Below are 17,921 nucleotides of genomic sequence, written 5' to 3'. Positions count from 1 at the left end.
TCTGAGAAGATGAGCCTGCGGCATTCGCGTTCCCGGCGGAACGTGGTGGGCCCCCGTAGCCCAACGGCAGAGGCAGGCGACTTAAAATCGCTCGAGTGTGGGTTCGAATCCCACCGGGGGCACCGGCTCCGCGCCCTCGCGCGGCCCGAGAAGACCCGTTAGCCTGGGCAAGAGCGGCGAAGGGTCCCCGACATGATCGAGAACAGCACGGGCGGTCGGAGCGCGCACGAGCAGAGCGCGCGCGAGCAGAAGGTGCCGAAGAGCGGCTGGTGGTGGAAGCTCACCGCGCTGTTTCTCGGGGCCCCGCCGATCGCGGTGTACGGGGCCGAGGACGAGGTCGAGCAGGAGCGCGCCGCGAGGGCGAAGGACTGACCCCCTCGTCGGCTGTCGCACACCTGCGAATGCTGACGCGATCCGGTCATCGAGCGCATCCGCGGCACCATAGGCTGGTGCGATGCGCACGCACCCGAAGCGAGCCGTATGAGTCTCGATCTGCTGTCCACACCCACGGCGAAGAAGCCCTGGGCCCATCCCGCGTCCTACTGGGGCGCGATGACCCAAGCCCTCGCCGAGATCAGCGGCCCCGTCGCCGCCATCAACGCCGCGGCCCTGCGCTACAACGCCCTCGATCTGGTCGTGCGGGCGGGAGGCGTCCCCATCCGCGTGGCGAGCAAGTCGGTGCGGGTCCGCGAGGTCCTCGACGCGGTGCTGGCGTTGCCGGGCTACGCGGGCGTCCTCGCCTTCACCCTTCCCGAGGCGCTGTGGCTCGCTGAGACCATGGACGACATCGTCCTCGGCTACCCGACGGTCGACCGCGCGGCGATCGCCGCCCTCGCAGCCGACGAGACCGCCGCCGCACGCATCACCCTGATGGTCGACGACCTCGCCCAGCTCGACCTGGTCGACGCCATCGCCGCGCCGAGCGCGCGGCCTGAGATCCGGATCGCCATCGACGCGGACGCTTCGTGGCGTGCGCCCGCGCTCGGTCACATCGGCGTGCTGCGCTCGCCCGTGCACGAGGCGGCGGAGGTGGCCGCGCTGGCGCGTTCGATCGCCGCACGCCCCGGCTTCCGGCTCGTCGGCCTGATGATGTATGAGGCCCAGATCGCCGGTCAGGGCGATGCGACGGGGTCGGGTGATGCCGTCATCCGGTGGATGCAGCGCCGCTCGGCCGCTGAACTGCTCGACCGCCGCGCCGCCATCGTCGCCGCCCTGCGCGACATCGCGCCCCTCGAGTTCGTCAACGGCGGAGGGACCGGGTCGCTCGAGCTGACGGCATCCGATCAGTCCGTGACCGAGGTGACCGCCGGAAGCGGACTGCTCGCCGGCCACCTCTTCGACGGCTACCGCGCCTTCGACCCGGCGCCGGCGGCGGCCTTCGGGCTGGAGGTCGTGCGCAAGCCGGCCCCCGACGTGGCCACCGTGCTCGGCGGCGGGTGGATCGCTTCGGGGCCCGCTCTCGAATCGCGCCAGCCGCGTGCCGTCTGGCCGGCGCAGCTGCGCATGGCGCCCCGTGAGGGCGCCGGCGAGGTGCAGACACCGCTGCGCGGGGACGCGGCACGCGACCTGCGGATCGGCGACCGCCTCTGGTTCCGCCACTCGAAGAGCGGAGAGCTCGCCGAGCGCGTCGCCGCGTACCACCTCGTCGACGGCGACGAGCGCGTCGGCGAGCTGCCGACGTACCGCGGCGAGGGGAAGGCGTTCCTGTGACCCGCCCCGGCGGCGTCTGGCGCAACTGGGCGCGGACGGAGTCGGTGCGACCGCAGCGCCTGGAGTTCCCGCCGACGGTGGCGGCGGTGCAACGAGCGGTGGTCGCCGCGGCGGCCCAGCACATACCCGTCAAGGCGGTGGGGGCCGGCCACAGCTTCACCGGCATCGCCGTGGCACCGGGAGCGCTCCTCGAGCTGCGCGATCTCAGCGGCCTCGTGTCGGTCGATGCGGATCGCGGCCGGGTGACCCTGCTCGCCGGCACGCGTCTGCACCGGATCCCGGCGCTCCTGGCTCCCTTCGGCCTGGCGATGGAGAACCTCGGCGACATCGACAGGCAGTCGATCGCGGGAGCGATCTCCACGGGCACGCACGGCACCGGCGCCCGCTTCGGCGGCATCGCGGCGCAGGTGGTCGGCGCGACGCTGGTCACGGCGTCCGGCGACCTGCTCGCCGTGAACGAGGACGAGAACCCCGAGCTGGTCCCCGCCGTCGCTCTGGGGCTCGGCGCGCTCGGCATCCTGGTCGATGTCACGCTGCAGTGCGTTCCCGCGTACGTCCTGCACGCGGTGGAGCAGCCGGAGCCACTCGATGACGTGCTGGCGGCGCTCGATGACCGGGTGGCGGCCGCCGACCACTTCGAGTTCTACTGGTTCCCGCACACCGACCGCGCGATGACGAAGACCAACACGCGCCTGCCCGACGGCGCGCCCCGGCATCCGCTCTCACCGGTGGGTAGGTGGATCGACGACACGCTCGTCGGGAGCGGCCTGCACCAGGTGGCGTGCTCGACGGGCCGGGCGATCCCCGCACTCGTGCCCACGATCAACCGCGTGTCGGCGAAGGTGTGGGGCGACCGGGAGTTCACGGATGCCTCGGCCCGCGTGTTCGCGACCAGCAGGTCGGTACGGTTCCGCGAGATGGAGTACGCCCTGCCGGTGGCGAACGTGCGGCCGGCGTTCGAGGCGCTCCGCGCGCTCGTGGACGAGCGGGGATGGCGCATCGGCTTCCCCGTCGAGGTGCGCTTCGCCGCGGCCGACGACCGCTGGATGTCGACGGCCCACGGCCGCGCCTCGGGATACATCGCGGTGCACCGGTACTGGCGCGAGGACCCCACGGAGTACTTCGAGGCGGTCGAGGAGATCATGCTCGGCTTCGAGGGGCGACCGCACTGGGGGAAGATGCACACGCTCGGGGCGGAGACGTTCCGCGAGCGGTATCCACGCTTCGACGACTTCGTCGCCCTCCGTGATCGCCTCGACCCCGAGCGGCTGTTGCGCAACCCGTACCTGGATCGCGTCCTCGGTGGGTAACGGCTGAGAGTACCGGGATCGGCCTCATGCCGCGGGGGCCCGCGTCGGTAGGATGAGGTCACTACCGAACGGAGCCTCGGCACATGGAATGGCTGATCCCAGTCCTTATCGTGGTGGCGCTCGCCGTCATCGTCGGCATCTATCTCTGGGCGACGTACAACTCGCTCGTCCAGCTGAACGTGCGCGTCGATGAGGCGTGGAGCGACATCACCGTCCAGCTCAAGCGTCGAGCGGATCTGCTGCCGAACCTCATCGAGGCCGTCAAGGGGTATGCCACGCACGAGAAGGCCGTTTTCGAGCGCGTGACGCAGGCGCGCGCCGACACGCTGTCGGCGACCGGACCCGCCGAGGCCGGCGCCGCCGAGGGACGCATGCAGCAGGCGCTGAAGTCCCTGTTCGCCGTCGCGGAGGCGTATCCGCAGCTGCAGGCGAGTCAGAACTTCCTCCAGCTGCAGCAGTCGATCGTCGACACCGAGGACAAGGTCCAGGCCTCGCGCCGTTTCTACAACGGCGGCGTGCGCGAGTTGAACACCAAGATCAAGGTGTTCCCGAACAACATGTTCGCCCGCAACCTGGGGTTCCACGAGCGGGAGTTCTTCGAGGTGATCGACGGCGCCGCCATCTCGGAGCCGCCCCGCGTGCAGTTCTGAGTCGGTATGGGTCGATGCGACGAAGGAGCGTTGACGCGTTTCGACTCGAGGCTGAGCGAGCGAAGCGAGTCGAAACCTCATCAGACGGATGTCGAAACCCCACCACACGCGGATGTCGCCGCCCGGCGGTAGCGTCGGGGCGTGACTGTCCGGCTGACGCGTAAGGAGGCCCGCCGCATCGCGGCGCGCGGCCAGCTCCTGACCGCTCATCGCCCCGCGGGCATCGTCGAAACCATTGATGCGCTCACCATCGTGAACATCGAGCCGACGGCGGCGATCGCACCCAGCGCCGACCTGATCCTGTGGAGCCGGCTCGGGTGGCCCTACCAGCCGGCGGACCTCGTGCGCCTCGTCGAAGAGGACCGCGCCGTATTCGAGTGGGGCGGCTTCTACCGGGCGATGTCCGACCTTCCGCTGCTGCTTCCCGAGATGCGGCACCGGCCGCACTCGGCCCAGGCGCGGGAGTGGCTGGCCGCCAACGACGTGTTCCGTCGTGAGGTGCTGGCCCGGCTGCGGGCCGAGGGACCGCTTCGGGCTGCCGACATCCCCGACGCCGCCCAGGTGTCGTGGCGCTCGTCGGGGTGGACGAACAACCGCAACTCGATGCAGCTCCTCGAGATCCTCGTGATGTGCGGAGACGTGGCCATCTCGTCGAGGGATGCCGCCGGCCGGCTGTTCGACGTCGCCGACAGGGTCTACCCGCCCGATGTGGTGGCGCTCACCGACGAGGAGGCTGCGCGCGAGCGCGCGGAGCGCCGCCTCGCGTCGCTCGGCATCGCGCGGGCGAAGGGCATCGCGCAGCCGCTGGAGCCGGTGGACGTCGGCGAGATCGGCGAGGAGGCCGTGGTCGATCGGACGGACGGCGTCTGGCGCGTCGACCTCGAGGCGCTCGACGGGCTCGCTGATTTCGCGCCGCGCACCGCGCTGCTGTCGCCCTTCGACCGGCTGGTGTTCGACCGTCGCCGGCTGGAAGAGATCTTCGGGTACGAGTACCTGCTCGAGATGTACAAGCCCGCCGCCCAGCGCCGGTGGGGCTACTTCGCGCTGCCGATCTTGCACGGCGATCGGTTCGTCGGCAAGCTCGACGCCAAGAGCGATCGCAAGGCCGGCGTTCTGCGGGTGCACGCGGTGCACGAGGACGAGCCGTTCACCGACGAGATCCGGCAGGCGGTGGATGCCGAGATCCGCGACCTCGCCCGCTGGCTCGGCCTAGAGGTGGTGGGTTCCCCCGCCGCGTGAGTCCGACCACTGGCACGCCCGCCGTTCTCAGCGGGTGCGCCTTCGTCAGCTCGCGAGCTCTTCGACGGCATCAGTGCCAGGCCCCGCGGTCGCGGGCTCGTCGGCACCCGGCTCCTCGGGGGAGAGGGCGACGGGTTCAGCCGGCCCGGCGTCATGTCGGCCGGCCTCCGGCATCACGCGGGCGAGGTCGTCGACGGCGTCGCCCCAGCGCGAGATCGAGACGGACTCCAGACCCTGCCAGGCGGCCGCGAGACGGAGCTCCGCGGCGAGGCGGGGTGCGGCATCCGCCGGGCGTCCGTGCTCCCACCACGCCGCCTGCACGCGCAGGGTCGAGGCGGCACGATCGGCTTTGAGGTCGACGCGGCCGACGATGTCGTCGTCGATGAGGACGGGAAGCGAGTAGTAGCCGAATCGGCGCTGGGCCGCCGGCGTGTAGATCTCGATGCGGTACTCGAAGTCGAAGAGGCGCTCGGCGCGGTCCCGGAACCACACCACGGGGTCGAACGGCGTGAGGATCGCGGTGGCGTCGATGCGGCGCGGCACGACCGCCTCTCGGTGCAGCCACGCCCTGGCCGGTCGCCTGCCGGTGGTCCACCCCTCGACGGTGACGGGCTGCAGCTCACCGGCCTCGCTGAGATCGTCGAGCGCCGCCGTGATGGCCTTGCGGTCGGCGATCCGCCAGTAGTCCGCGATGTCGGCGGCGGTCGCCACACCGTAGGCCCGTGCCGCGCGCCGCACGAGCTCGTGCACGGCGTCGTCGCGGGCGACCGGGGCATCGAGCACGTCGTGCGGGATCACGTGCTCCGCCAGGCCGTACCGGCGCTCGAACCCGCGTCGGCCAGCGATCGCGACCTCGCCGAACAGCCAGAGGTGCTCGAGCGCCTGCTTCACGACGTCCCAGTCCCACCACGGGCCGCGGGCGCCCTTCTTGGCGTCGTGCTCGATCTGCGCCGGACGCAGCGGCCCCCGGTCGGCGAGCTCGGCGCGCACCCAGTCGAGGATCTCGCGATGGGTGTCGGACCAGCTGCCGGCGCCGCCGTACTTGGCGCGCATCGCCTGCATGCGGAAGTCGAACAGCCCCCAGTCGGCGGCGGGGATGAAGGAGGCCATATGCGCCCAGTACTCGACGTACGGCGAGCGCCGGGCGAACAGCAGCCGGTCGAGGGCAGCGGGGTCGTACGCACCGAGGCGTGAGAAGAGCGGCATGTAGTGCGACCGGGCGAAGACGTTGACGGAGTCGATCTGCAGTGTCGCCATCCGCGCCAGCGCGCCGTTCAGCTGCCGCGTCCCCGCGGCGGAGGGGCGAGGGCGCGCGAACCCCTGTGCGGCGAGCGCGACGCGCCGCGCTTCTGCGGCGCTGAGCGAGGACTTCACGCGCGTCAGCTTAGCCAGCGGCTCCGACATCGGCCCCGCCGTCTTCATGACCGTCGCGGAATGCGACGCGCCTAGACTGGGCGAATGAGCACTGGGCGTACGAGCGGCTCCGAAGACAAGCCCCGCAGCTCGCTCTTCGATGCCGTCCGCGACCGCAGCCGCGTGGTCTCCACCGAGACCTCCGCCGCGGTGCCGCGTGGTCTCCGGGTCGCCACCGCCTACTCCTGGCGGGTCATCGTCGTCGCCGCCGCCATCGGCATCGGCGTCTGGCTCGTCATCCAGCTGAAGCTGCTGGTGATCCCGCTTCTGATCGCCATCCTCATCACCGCCCTGCTGTGGCCCGCGTTCGCGTGGATGCTGCGCCGGAGGATGCCTCGCTGGCTCGCCATCGTCATCTCGGTCGTCAGCACCCTCGCGATCGTGACGGGACTGCTCTGGCTCGTGGTCTGGCAGATCATGCGGCAGTGGGACTCCGTGCAGGCCAGCACGGTGGCCGCCATCGACCAGTTCCGGCAGTATCTCATCGACGGGCCGCTGCACCTGAGCCCCGAGCAGATCGACGACCTGCTGGATCAGGGCTGGGTCTTCGTCCAGCAGCAGGCCGAGCTCCTCTGGTCAGGTGCGCTGGCGATCGGATCCACGATCGGTCACGTCGTCACCGGCGCCGTGCTCGCGTTCTTCATCCTGCTGTGCCTGCTCGCCGACGGCGCCGGCATCTGGCGGTGGACGCTGCGGCTGTTCCCCAAGAAGGCGCGGCCGGCGGCGGACGGCGCAGGACGCGCCGGCTGGGTCACCGTCGTCAACTACGCCCGCACGCAGCTGCTGGTCGCGACGATCGACGCGATCGGCATCGGCCTCGGTGCCGCCCTCCTCGGTGTCCCGCTCGCGATCCCCGTTGCCGTGCTCGTCTTCCTCGGCGCATTCGTGCCGATCGTCGGTGCCGTCGTCACCGGCACCGTGGCCGTGTTCCTCGCGCTCGTCTACAACGGTCCGTGGATCGCGCTCTGGATGCTCGTCGTCGTGCTGGGCGTGCAGCAGCTCGAGGGCCACGTCCTCCAGCCGCTGCTGATGGGGTCCGCCGTCAAGGTGCACCCGCTCGCGGTCGTGCTCGTGGTGGCCGGCGGCGCGATGATCGCCGGCATCCCGGGCGCCCTGTTCGCCGTCCCGCTCGCGGCGTTCGTCAACGTCGTCGCCGTCTATCTCGCCGAACGCGCCTGGGAGACCGGAGCCAAACCCTCCGGCGACCTCATCTGGAGCACCGTTCCGCGGCAGAGGAGAGTCCGTTCGTGACCACCGCCATGTCTTCCGCCGGCCACGCCCGACCCGCGGCCGCCGCCGCCGACGCCGGCTCGGCGGCGTTCGCGGTGCCGACCCTCGCGGACTTCGAGGACGCCAGGGCCACGCTGGAGGGCGTCATCGCCCACACTCCGCTCGACGAGTCGCAGCACCTGTCCGACGTCCTGGGCGTGCCGGTCCATCTGAAGCTCGAGAACCTGCAGCGGACCGGCTCGTTCAAGATCCGCGGTGCGACGTATCGCCTGTCGCGGCTGACGGCCGAGGAGCGTGCGCGCGGCGTCGTCGCCGCCTCGGCCGGCAACCACGCGCAGGGTGTGGCCCTCGCGGCCAAGGCGCTCGGCATCCGCGCGACGATCTTCATGCCGCTCGGCGTGCCCGTGCCCAAACTGCTCGCCACGCGCGGCTACGGCGCCGACGTCGTGCTGGAGGGCGCCACCGTCGAGACGCCGCTGCGACTGGCCGCCGAGTTCGCCGAGCGGACCGGCGCCGTCTTCATCCACCCGTTCGACCACCACGACGTCATCGCCGGCCAGGGCACACTGGGCCTCGAGCTCATGGACGAGCTGCCCGACCTCGACACCATCGTGCTCGGCATCGGCGGGGGAGGGCTCATCGCCGGCGTCGCCGCGGCCGTGAAGGCTCGCGCGGCCGCCGAGGGACGGACCATCCGGGTGGTCGGCGTACAGGCGGCGAACTCCGCCGCGTATCCGCCCTCCCTCGCCGCGGGGCATCCGCTCGAGATCCCGACGTTGCCCACCATCGCCGACGGCATCGCAGTGGCGCGGCCGGGCGACCTGCCGTTCGAGATCATCCGCGACCTCGTCGACGAGGTGGTCACGGTCACCGAGGACGACATCGCCCGTGCCCTCCTCGTGCTGCTCGAGCGCGCCAAGCAGGTCGTCGAGCCCGCGGGCGCCGTCGGCGTGGCAGCGATCCTCGCGGGCAAGGTCGTGGCGAACGGCCCGACTGTGACGGTGCTGTCCGGAGGCAACATCGACCCCCTGCTGCTGCAGCGCGTCGTCGCGCACGGGCTGGCGGCATCCGGCCGGTACATGACTCTGCGCATCCCGCTTCCGGATCGCCCCGGTCAGCTCGCGCAGGTGTCGGAGCTGCTGGCGATCGCCGGGGCGAACGTCATCGAGGTGCTGCACACGCGCCACGGGCAGGGGCTGCAGATCAGCGAGGTGATCCTGCAGCTGAGCGTCGAGACGCGCGGCGAGGAGCACCGCGCGCACGTCATCTCGGTGCTCGAGGACGCCGGCTACGCGCCGACGGTCGTCCCCGACTAGCCCGCGGGATGCGCTCGCCGGGGCCGGCTGCTACTGACCGTTGTAGGTCTCGACTTTGACGATCTCGACGGCGATCTCACGCCCGTTCGGCGCGGTATACGAGGTCTTCTCGCCCTCCTTGCGGCCGAGGATCGCCTCGCCCAGAGGAGAGGCCTCGCTGTACACATCGAGCTCGGAACCGACCGCGATCTCGCGATTGCCGAGGAGGAAGACTTCTTCGCCTCCGGCGACGATCGCGGTGATGACGGTGCCGGGCTCGACCACGCCGGTGCTCTCGGGAGCTTCGCTGACGGTGGCGGTCTTCAGCAGGTGCTGAAGGGTGCGAATGCGCGCCTCCTGCTTGCCCTGCTCGTCCTTGGCGGCGTGATAGCCGCCGTTCTCCTTGAGGTCGCCTTCTTCGCGCGCGGCCTCGATGCGCTTGGCGATCTCCTCGCGGCCGGTCGTCGAGAGGTGCTCGAGCTCGGCGGCCAGGCGGTCGTACGCGTCCTGGGTGAGGAAGGTCACGGGGGCGTCGGTGGACACGGCTGACTCCTTCGTTGGGCCCGGCGCGCGGGACGGCACGGGCATAAACCGAACGCCCTGGCTCACGGCCAGGGCGCGATTCGACTGATGTCCCGTCAGACTACGTCACCCAGCAGGAGTTGACAAAACCTGTCGTAGCCAGGGCAGTGGTGGGGATGACCTCGCGGAAGGCCCGCGCATGCAGGTCGGAGGCGGGCAGCTCGACGACCCTCCAGCCGACCACTCCGTGCTCTTCGTCCTGCGCCTCGATCGCGCACGCGACCGCCGATCCCTGGGGAGCGGTGATCTGGAATCCGAGCGTCACGGAGTGCTCGTCCACGACCTCGAACGAGGTCGTGTCTGAGTCGACCGCGTCCAGCGCGTTCTGCACCGTGAACCAGCCGAACAGGGCGACGACTCCGACCGCGACCAGGATGCCGGCGCCGATGGCCCAGCGACGCCCAGGCGAACGCTGACGGCCGTAGCGCTCGTCGAGCATGTCCTGCGTGGTCACGCCGCTCCCTGACGTCTCATCGGGCCGGATCGGAAAGATTAGGCTGGAACTCCAGGCTATGCGCTCGCGCGCACCCCCGACGACACCGCCCGCCCCGCGGGCAGAGCGAGGACCATATGCAGCACGCGATCGTCGCCTTCCTGAGCGCCGCGGCGACTCCGACGCCGACGCCCTCGCCCTCCGAGGTGGACCCCGACATCGTGACGCCGGGCGTCGTGGGCTTCGTCGTCACCGCGTTCATCGCGATCGCGGTGATCCTGCTGGTGTGGGACATGATGCGCCGCATCCGGCGAGGCCGCGTGCGCGCCGACATCCAGGAGGAGCTGGACGCCGAGGCGCAGGCGGCCCGGGCGACCGAGGCCACCGAGGTCGACGACGAGAGGATCGACCCCGCGGATGACGAGACCCGTGGCGACGACGCCGGCGGGCCCGCTCCGAAGCGCTGAGCACGCTGAGCGCGCGGCGGCACCGGGACGGGTCAGCCCGGGAGCCCCAGCGATGGTGACAGCGGGTCGAGGGCGATCAGCAGGCACGCCGTCCAGTGGCAGAGGAACGCCAGCACCGTGCACACGTGGAAGATCTCGTGGAAGCCGAAGTGGCCGGGCCACGGGTTGGGCCGCTTGAGCGCGTAGACGATGGCGCCACCGGTGTAGAGGAGCCCTCCGACGGCGACGAGGATCATCATCGCGGCGTTGGCCTCGAACAGATCGACGAGATACATCACCGCCGCCCACCCCAGCGCGAGGTAGAGCGCGACATAGAGCCAGCGCGGAGCATGGATCCAGAAGACCCGGAACAGGATGCCGAGCAGCGCCCCGCTCCACACCAGCACGAGCAGCAGCGCGCCCTTCTGGGGCGGGAGCGCGAGCGTCGCGATCGGGGTGTAGGTGCCGGCGATCAGCAGCAGGATGTTGGCATGGTCGATCCGCTTGAGGATCGCCTTGGTCCTCGGGTTCCAGTCGAACCGGTGATACAGCGCCGAGTTGCCGAACAGCAGCAGCGACGTGGCCATGAACACCGCGCACGCCCACTTGGCCGGCGCGCCCTGCGCGAGCACGATCAGCACGATGCCGGCAACGATGGCGATGGGGAAGGTGGCCGCATGGATCCAGCCGCGCCAGGAGGGCTTGATCTCGGGCGTGGCCGCGTCGACGGCGGCGGCATCCATCAGCGGCAGCACGGGAACCTCGGGGGCCCGGGGGGCACTGCGACGGCGGCTCATCACCTCAGCGTAGACGGCGCCGCATGCCGGCCGGGGAACATAGCCGGGCCCCTGGATGCCGGGGCGCCGGCCGCGCTAGGGTCCGTGGCGGGCGAGGGGTAGCGTAGGTCTGTGGCGCGCGGCGAGACGAACGAGGGCAGAGGGCCTCTCTACCGCCTCTACATCAACCGCCTCCGTCGCCGGCTCGATCCCGCAGCCGTGCCGCACCACCTCGCGATGATGATCGACGGCAATCGCCGCTGGGCGAGGCAGCTCGGCTACGACTCCGCTGCTCACGGCCACCGTGCCGGGGCGGCGAAGATGAAGGAGTTCCTGCGCTGGTGCGACGACGTGGGCATCCGCGTGGTGTCGCTCTACCTGCTCTCGAACGACAACCTCCGCAAGCGCGACTCCCGGGAGCTCTCGGATCTCATCGAGATCATCGCCGAGCTCGCCGACGAGCTCTCGCACGAGCGCGACTGGCGCGTGAAGCACGTGGGTCGCGCCGTCGCACTGCCGGGCGACCTCGCCCGGGTGCTCGCCGACGTCGAAGCCCGCACCAAGGACAACACCGGCATGCACGTCAACCTCGCGGTGGGCTACGGCGGACGCGGCGAGATCGTCGACGCGGTGCGCAGCATCATCGCGCAGCACGACGAGCAGGGCGGATCCCTCGAGGAGCTCGCGGCGAGCCTCACTCCCGAGCAGATCGGGGAGCACCTCTACACCGGCGGCCAGCCCGATCCCGATCTCGTGATCCGCACGTCGGGCGAGCAGCGGCTGAGCGACTTCCTGCTGTGGCAGTCGGCCCACTCGGAGTTCTACTTCGTCGAAGCGCTCGGGCCCGACCTCCGCGAAGTGGACTTCCTGCGCGCCATCCGCGACTTCACCTCGCGGGAGCGCCGCTTCGGCAGCTGAGCACTTCGTCACACCGGCGATCGCCGCTCTGCCAGAATGATCCGCGTGACCGATCTGGATTCTTATCTGGCGTCGTTCGATGGGGAACCCGGGTATCTGGACTGGGCGGCGTTCGGGCCGCTCTCGCCTGCGGTCCGCAGCGAGGCGCAGGGTGACACCGAGCTGCTCGGCTCGGGCCGGCGCACGAGCATCGAGCTCGTCGCCGACCACGTGCGCGAGGCCCGGGAGCTCGTCGCCGAACTGATCGGGACGGATGCCGAGCAGGTGGTGCTGCAGCCGTCCACCACGTACGGGTTGATGCACGCCGTCTACGGCCTGGCCGGGGGGCTCATGCTGGGCCGGGGCGAGTTCCCCAGCCTCACCGTCGCGGCCACGCGTGCCTCCGAGGCGTTCGGTTCGCTCCAGCTGCAGTGGGTGGAACCAGCCGACGGGTTCATGACACCCGATGCGGTGCGCTCGGCGCTCTCGGACGACACCCGCGCTGTCGCGGTCAGCCTCGTCGACTTCCGCACCGGCTACCGCACCGACCTGTCCGCACTGCGCGAGGTCATCGGCGATCGCCTGCTCATCGTTGACGCCATCCAGGGTTTCGGCATGGTCGACGCCGACTACCTCGCCGCCGACGTCGTCTGCGGCCACGGCTACAAGTGGCTGCGCGCGGGCCGGGGGACCGGCTTCTCCTGGTTCGGCGCGCGTGCGCTCGAGCGGATCGCCCCCGTGCTCTCGGGCTTCCGCGGCGTCGACGGCGACCTGCCCGTCGACGCCGTGCCCGCGCCGTCCGCCTCCGCCCAGGCCTTCTCGGTCTCGGGACCCGACACACTCGCTGCGGCTCGCCTGGCGACCGCGCTGCGCGAGGTCGCCGACGTGGGCGTCGCGCAGATCGAAGCGGAGCTGTCGGCGCGCGCAGCCGACGTCATGTTCGCCGCAGACCGCTACGAGGTGCCGGTGGTCACACCGCGCGACCCCGAGCGCCGGGCGGGCATCGTGACGCTCGAGCCCGCACCGCAGGACGCCGCGCCGCTCGCCGCGTCCCTGGCGAACCACGGGCTCACCGTGACCGCCCGTGCCGGCCGCATCCGCGTCGCGCCGCACGTCGGCACCGCCGCCGACACCCTGCGGCTGTTCGGCGATGCGCTCGCCGCGTTCTCGGCCGCGCGGGTGTGGTGACGCGCCCGCGAGGGGACGCTCCGCCGGCGAGGCGGGGCGGGAGCGACCGGCCGCACGATCGCGGCATCCGTTCACCGGATCGTCACATTGTTCCCGCGTGTCGGGCGCGCGCAATGTCGAAGGTCGGTCGTAGCGTGAGGCCATCGGGCAAGGAGCCCGGTCGAGTCGGCCTCACGGATCGCGACTTCACGATCCACGACTCGGTACCCTGGTCGACTCGTGACTGCCGGGTGAACCACCCGGGGCGGGAGTGGGTTGTGACCACACGAGCACCACACGAGCAGCGCAGTCAGGATCTCGAGCAGATCGCAGAGCCCGATCAGGATCTGCGCACCTATGTTCTCGACACATCAGTGCTGCTCAGCGATCCACGGGCGTTCTTCCGTTTCGCCGAGCACAGCGTCGTCATCCCCGTGGTGGTGATCACGGAGCTCGAGGGCAAGCGGCACGACCCCGAGATCGGCTACTTCGCCCGGCAGGCGCTGCGCCATCTCGACGAGCTGCGCGTCGAACACGGCCGGCTCGACTTCCCGGTCCCCGTCGGTCTGGGCGGCACGCTGCGCGTCGAGCTCAACAACACCGACTCGTCGGTGCTGCCCTCGGGCATGCGCCTCGGCGACAACGACAGCCGCATCCTCGCCATCGCGATGAACCTCGCCCAGGACGGCCAGGAGGTCACGGTCGTCTCGAAAGACCTGCCCATGCGGGTCAAGGCGGCGTCGCTCGGCATCACGGCGGAGGAGTACCTCGCGGAGCAGGCCGTCGACTCGGGCTGGACCGGCATCTCCGAGATCGACGTGTCGGGCGACGACATCAGCGATCTCTACGAGAGCGAGGTCGCCGTCAGCGAGGACGTGAGAGGACTTCCGGTGAACACCGGGCTGATCGTCCACTCCGAGCGCGGCTCCGCACTCGGGCGCGTGATCGACGACGGCGAGTTCCGCCTGGTCCGGGGTGATCGAGAGGTCTTCGGACTGCACGGCCGCTCGGCCGAGCAGCGCATCGCCATCGACCTGCTTCTCGACCCCGACGTCGGCATCGTGTCGCTGGGCGGGCGAGCCGGCACCGGCAAGTCGGCGCTCGCGCTGTGCGCGGCGCTCGAGGCGGTGCTGGAGCGACAGCAGCAGCGCAAGATCATCGTGTTCCGGCCGCTGTTCGCCGTCGGCGGGCAGGAACTCGGGTATCTGCCGGGCGACCAGCAGGAGAAGATGAACCCCTGGGGTCAGGCGGTCTTCGACACCCTCGGCTCGGTCGTGTCGGGCAATGTGCTCGACGAGGTGATCGAGCGGGGCCTTTTGGAGGTGCTGCCGCTCACGCACATCCGCGGCCGCTCGCTGCATGACGCCTTCGTGATCGTGGACGAGGCGCAGTCCCTCGAGCGCAATGTGCTGCTCACGGTGCTGAGCCGGATCGGGCAGGGCTCGCGAGTCGTTCTCACCCACGACGTCGGCCAGCGCGACAATCTGCGCGTCGGTCGTCACGACGGTGTGGCCTCGGTCATCGAGACGCTGAAGGGTCACTCGCTGTTCGGTCACGTCACGCTGGTGCGCTCCGAGCGCTCCGCCATCGCCGCCCTCGTCACCGACCTTCTGGAGGCGGGCGAGCTCGCCTAGGTGACACGCAGCTGCACTGACGGCGCTGACGGGCCGGGATGCCGACATCCCGGCTGTCGGCGCCGTCGGCGCATGAGAAGAGTCTCATCGCCTGTGGCACTTGTGCGGCGATCGGTCTGTCACCATGGATGGAGGGGAATTCGATCCGCGTATGGGAGGCAGCAGAGTCGTGGAAGCACGCACGGGGCTCGTGATCGGCGGCGTGACCGCCGTCGCTGCGAGCATCGCCGTCGTGACCGCGGTCGCTCTCGCGAACACCATGGCGCTGGCCGATTCGCCCGGTACGAGCTTGGCCTCCGAGCGCGTCATCGTTCCCTCCGCGACCTCCCCGTCGCCGTCCGCCTCCGCGGCCGTCACACCGGAGGCACCTGTGCCTCCGGTCAACGCCGAAGTGGTGGAGGCACCCGCTCCGCAGGTCGTCGATCAGCCGTTGGCGCCCGACGGCTCGCGGGCCACCACAAACGCACCTATCGCGACCGAGCCCGCGGCGCCCGCCGACATCGAGACCGTCATCGCCGCGGCGAAGGCGGCCGGGTCGTGGGAGGAGCTCCGCTCGTGGGCGAACGCGCAAGGGTGGACCACCGCGCGGATCGACGCGCTGGTGTCGCGCCTCGAGCGTGGGACGGCCGAGAAGACCGAGACGGCCGAGCGTCCGGTCCGGACGCAGTCCGACGGTCAGCAGAACCTGGTCGCGCCCGTGGAGCAGCAGAAGCAGAAGTCCTCAGCCGATCGCACATCGAACGGCCCGGATCGTCCCGCACATGCGGGCGGAAACGTCGGGAACGGCAACGGCGCCGATCACGACGCGAAGAAAGACCAGTCGCGCAATTCCCCAGACAAGCGCGACTGACAACGGTCGGATCCCCCAGTCCGGCCTTTCACAGCCCCCGGTGTCCCCCAGCACCGGGGGCTTCTTCGCGCGCGGGGGAGCCGGCCGGACCACGGACGCCCGCGCCGCCTCACTCCCAGCGGTAGCCGGCGCCGCGGACCGTGACGATGTGGTCGGACCCGAGCTTTCCGCGCAGATACCGCACGTACACGTCGACGACGTTGGAGCCCGGATCGAAGTCCAGCCCCCACACGCGGCTCAGCAGCTGCTCGCGGCTGAGCACGCGGCCGGGGTTGCGCAGGAACTGCTCGGCCAGCGCGAACTCGCGTGCGGACAGGTCGATCTCGCGTCCGGCGACCGTTGCTCGCCGCGCGAGGATGTCCAGGACGACGTCGCCGTGCGAGATCGACACGCCGGGCTGCGGGACGCTCTCGCGCAGCCGGGAACGGACGCGCGCCAGAAGCTCTTCGAAGGTGAACGGCTTGGGGACGTAGTCGTTCGCCCCGGCATCCAGTCCGGTCACCGTGTCACGCGTGCTGGATCGCGCGGTCAGCATGATCACCGGCACCGCCGAACCGCGGGCGCGCAGTTCGCGAAGCACCTCGAACCCGTCCATCGTGGGCAGGCCCACGTCCAGCAGCACGAGATCGGCGTCGCCGCGCAGCGCCGATTCGAGTCCCTCGGGGCCGTCCTCGACGACGAGCGTCTCGTAGCCGGCGGCTTCGAGCCCGCGGCTGACGAACGCCGCGATCCGCGGCTCGTCCTCGACGATGAGGATCCTGGTCATCCCGCGGCCTCCCGTTGCAGTACGACATCTCCGGCACGAACGGGCACCGGCAGCTCGGCCTCCGTGGGAGGCAGGTGGATGGTGAAGGTCGCGCCGCCGCCCGGCGTGTCGGTGACGACGCAATGCCCGCCGTGACCCTTGGCGATCGCGTCGACGATCGCGAGGCCGAGACCCGAGCCGCCGACGGATCGCTTGACGTGGGCGCGGTCGAAGCGGCGGAAGATCCGCGTCCGCTGGTCCGCGGGGATGCCCGGCCCGTGATCGCGCACCCACAGTCGGGCGCCCTCCAGGTCGCGCGCGCTGCCGATCTCGATCGGGCTGCCCAGGGGCGTGTACTTCGCGGCGTTGTCGGCGAGCTGGAGCCATGCCTGCAGCAGACGGTCCTGATCGCCGGTCGTCTCGCCGTCGGCGACCGCCTCGATCGTCCAGTCGTGGCCGGGGATCACGCCGACGAGCTCGCCGACGCGGGCGGTCAACCACGCCAGGTCGACGGCGGCGAGGTTCGTCGAGTCCGTCTCGGCCGTCGCGAGCAGGTCGATGTCTTCGACGAGCCGCGTCAGGCGGTCGAGCTCGGCGATGCCGATGTCACGCGCGGAGGCCACGTCGGCGGCATCCTGCGGGTTCATCAGCTCGAGGTGGCCGCGCACGATCGTGATGGGCGTCTTGAGCTCGTGGCGCACATCGTCGAGGAGCTGGCGCTGATCGTCGACAGAGTCCTCGAGCCGGTCGAGCATCGAGTTGACGGTGCGCGACAGGTCGGAGATGTCGTCATTGCCGTGGGGCTCGAGCCGCCGCGACAGGTCGCTGATGGAGATCGCGTCGGCGGTCTCGCGGAGGTGACGGATCGGCGAGAGCAGCCGACCGGTGACGAACCAGCCGACGATGCCGACCGCGAACAGCACGGCCACGGCCGCGATCACGTACGTCGTCATCGCGAAAGTCACCGGCTGCAGCTCGGCTCCGAGGTTGACGGCACGCACGTAGAGTCCCTCGCGCGGGTCGCCGTCCATGCGGACCGGGATCGCGATGTAGCGCAGCGACCCCTGATCGGTGACCGCCGTCCCCATCTCTGTGCTGCCGCCGGCCGTCTCTGCGACGACGCGGTCGATGAGCTCCTGGTTCCGCGAGATGTCGAAGCCCGACAGCGTCGACGGCACCCAGCGCGGTAAACCGTCGATGAGCGCGAGTGAGGCCTCGTTGCGGGCGGGTACCAGGCGCGCGACGACGGCGTTCAGGTAGTCGTCGATCGAATCGAACTCGTCCTTGTCGAGCTCGTCCGTGGCTTCGGAGGCGCCGGAGGGCGTCCCTGCGGCGGTGTCGTCCGCCACGGCATCCAGCGACGACACCTGGGCCTTGAGCCGCTCGTTGACGCTCGTGAGGGCCTGCTCGCGCTGTACGAGAAAGGTGACGCTGCCCACGATCGCCAGGCCGACGCATGCGACGGCAAGGATCGCGGCAAGGATCCTGACGCGCGCGGGGACCGGGCGGGACGTTCGGGCCATGTCCCGATTATCCCGCCGACG

At 70.7% G+C, this 17,921-nt stretch carries 18 protein-coding genes and 1 tRNA gene; 13 read left to right on the top strand and 6 right to left on the bottom strand.

All coding sequences use genetic code 11. The annotated features are described in order from the left end of the window. Window positions 1–49: 49 nt before the first annotated feature. The 6 genes from MRBLWS13_RS05085 (at window position 50) to MRBLWS13_RS05060 (ending at window position 4,909) form a co-directional block, all read left to right on the top strand. Window positions 50–122 (top strand) — tRNA-Leu (locus MRBLWS13_RS05085). 70 nt (window positions 123–192) lie between these two features. Further along, window positions 193–372: a hypothetical protein gene (locus MRBLWS13_RS05080; protein WP_349427947.1), complete on the top strand. Its 180-nt coding sequence runs from the start codon at window positions 193–195 to the stop codon at window positions 370–372. Window positions 373–480: 108 nt separating this feature from the next. Then, window positions 481–1,710 (top strand): alanine racemase, encoded by a 1,230-nt coding sequence (locus tag MRBLWS13_RS05075; RefSeq protein WP_349427946.1) that lies wholly within the window; start codon window positions 481–483, stop codon window positions 1,708–1,710. Further along, window positions 1,707–3,020, top strand: coding sequence for a D-arabinono-1,4-lactone oxidase (locus MRBLWS13_RS05070; protein WP_349427945.1), 1,314 nt, complete (start codon window positions 1,707–1,709; stop codon window positions 3,018–3,020). Before MRBLWS13_RS05075 ends, MRBLWS13_RS05070 begins: the two co-directional genes overlap by 4 nt. Window positions 3,021–3,103: 83 nt before the next feature. Beyond that, on the top strand, window positions 3,104–3,670 hold the full coding sequence (locus tag MRBLWS13_RS05065) for a LemA family protein (RefSeq protein ID WP_349427944.1): 567 nt from the start codon (window positions 3,104–3,106) through the stop codon (window positions 3,668–3,670). A gap of 141 nt (window positions 3,671–3,811) precedes the next feature. Further along, window positions 3,812–4,909, top strand: a complete 1,098-nt coding sequence (locus tag MRBLWS13_RS05060) for a crosslink repair DNA glycosylase YcaQ family protein (protein WP_349427943.1) — start codon at window positions 3,812–3,814, stop codon at window positions 4,907–4,909. A gap of 45 nt (window positions 4,910–4,954) precedes the next feature. Here the strand turns inward: MRBLWS13_RS05060 and MRBLWS13_RS05055 are convergent, their stop codons facing one another. Then, window positions 4,955–6,283: a crosslink repair DNA glycosylase YcaQ family protein gene (locus MRBLWS13_RS05055; RefSeq protein WP_349427942.1), complete on the bottom strand. Its 1,329-nt coding sequence runs from the start codon at window positions 6,281–6,283 to the stop codon at window positions 4,955–4,957. A gap of 84 nt (window positions 6,284–6,367) precedes the next feature. On the opposite strand from MRBLWS13_RS05055, the gene MRBLWS13_RS05050 reads away from it, so the two are divergent. After that, entirely contained in the window at window positions 6,368–7,573 is a 1,206-nt protein-coding gene (locus MRBLWS13_RS05050) for an AI-2E family transporter (protein ID WP_349427941.1), read from the top strand. Further along, window positions 7,570–8,868 (top strand): threonine ammonia-lyase, encoded by a 1,299-nt coding sequence (gene ilvA, locus MRBLWS13_RS05045; protein ID WP_349427940.1) that lies wholly within the window; start codon window positions 7,570–7,572, stop codon window positions 8,866–8,868. The genes MRBLWS13_RS05050 and ilvA overlap by 4 nt, the downstream gene beginning before the upstream one ends. 30 nt (window positions 8,869–8,898) lie before the next feature. Here the strand turns inward: ilvA and greA are convergent, their stop codons facing one another. Continuing rightward, complete coding sequence (gene greA, locus MRBLWS13_RS05040; RefSeq protein WP_349427939.1) at window positions 8,899–9,390, bottom strand: transcription elongation factor GreA; 492 nt, start codon at window positions 9,388–9,390, stop codon at window positions 8,899–8,901. A gap of 100 nt (window positions 9,391–9,490) precedes the next feature. Then, on the bottom strand, window positions 9,491–9,883 hold the full coding sequence (locus tag MRBLWS13_RS05035) for a DUF4307 domain-containing protein (RefSeq protein WP_349427938.1): 393 nt from the start codon (window positions 9,881–9,883) through the stop codon (window positions 9,491–9,493). A 116-nt stretch (window positions 9,884–9,999) separates the two neighbouring features. Between MRBLWS13_RS05035 and MRBLWS13_RS05030 the strand changes: the two genes are divergently transcribed. Further along, window positions 10,000–10,329, top strand: a complete 330-nt coding sequence (locus tag MRBLWS13_RS05030; protein WP_349427937.1) for a hypothetical protein — start codon at window positions 10,000–10,002, stop codon at window positions 10,327–10,329. Between the two features lie 32 nt (window positions 10,330–10,361). On the opposite strand, the gene MRBLWS13_RS05025 is transcribed toward MRBLWS13_RS05030, so the two are convergent. After that, window positions 10,362–11,105: a hemolysin III family protein gene (locus MRBLWS13_RS05025; RefSeq protein WP_349427936.1), complete on the bottom strand. Its 744-nt coding sequence runs from the start codon at window positions 11,103–11,105 to the stop codon at window positions 10,362–10,364. Between the two features lie 111 nt (window positions 11,106–11,216). Here MRBLWS13_RS05025 and MRBLWS13_RS05020 point away from each other — a divergent pair, with 111 nt between their 5' ends. The 4 genes from MRBLWS13_RS05020 to MRBLWS13_RS05005 all read left to right on the top strand — a co-directional run bounded on the left by MRBLWS13_RS05020 (window position 11,217) and on the right by MRBLWS13_RS05005 (window position 15,632). Continuing rightward, window positions 11,217–12,002, top strand: coding sequence for an isoprenyl transferase (locus MRBLWS13_RS05020; protein ID WP_349427935.1), 786 nt, complete (start codon window positions 11,217–11,219; stop codon window positions 12,000–12,002). A 36-nt stretch (window positions 12,003–12,038) separates the two neighbouring features. After that, window positions 12,039–13,169 (top strand): aminotransferase class V-fold PLP-dependent enzyme, encoded by a 1,131-nt coding sequence (locus MRBLWS13_RS05015; protein ID WP_349427934.1) that lies wholly within the window; start codon window positions 12,039–12,041, stop codon window positions 13,167–13,169. Window positions 13,170–13,426: 257 nt separating this feature from the next. After that, on the top strand, window positions 13,427–14,782 hold the full coding sequence (locus tag MRBLWS13_RS05010) for a PhoH family protein (RefSeq protein WP_349427933.1): 1,356 nt from the start codon (window positions 13,427–13,429) through the stop codon (window positions 14,780–14,782). A 169-nt stretch (window positions 14,783–14,951) separates the two neighbouring features. After that, window positions 14,952–15,632 carry a hypothetical protein gene (locus tag MRBLWS13_RS05005; RefSeq protein WP_349427932.1) on the top strand — a complete coding sequence of 227 codons (681 nt, stop codon included), beginning with the start codon at window positions 14,952–14,954 and terminating at the stop codon, window positions 15,630–15,632. A gap of 109 nt (window positions 15,633–15,741) precedes the next feature. On the opposite strand, the gene MRBLWS13_RS05000 is transcribed toward MRBLWS13_RS05005, so the two are convergent. Together MRBLWS13_RS05000 and MRBLWS13_RS04995 are read right to left on the bottom strand one after the other, a co-directional pair. Then, window positions 15,742–16,398 (bottom strand): response regulator transcription factor, encoded by a 657-nt coding sequence (locus tag MRBLWS13_RS05000; RefSeq protein WP_349427931.1) that lies wholly within the window; start codon window positions 16,396–16,398, stop codon window positions 15,742–15,744. Then, a complete protein-coding gene (locus MRBLWS13_RS04995) occupies window positions 16,395–17,900 on the bottom strand; it encodes a HAMP domain-containing sensor histidine kinase (RefSeq protein WP_349427930.1) in 1,506 nt (501 codons plus the stop codon). Before MRBLWS13_RS04995 ends, MRBLWS13_RS05000 begins: the two co-directional genes overlap by 4 nt. Window positions 17,901–17,921 lie beyond the last annotated feature (21 nt).

Source organism: Microbacterium sp. LWS13-1.2, assembly GCF_040144835.1.
Classification (GTDB): Bacteria; Actinomycetota; Actinomycetes; order Actinomycetales; family Microbacteriaceae; genus Microbacterium.
The sequence above is the reverse complement of the archived record's forward strand: the minus strand, read 5'-3'. Positions and strand labels throughout refer to the sequence as shown.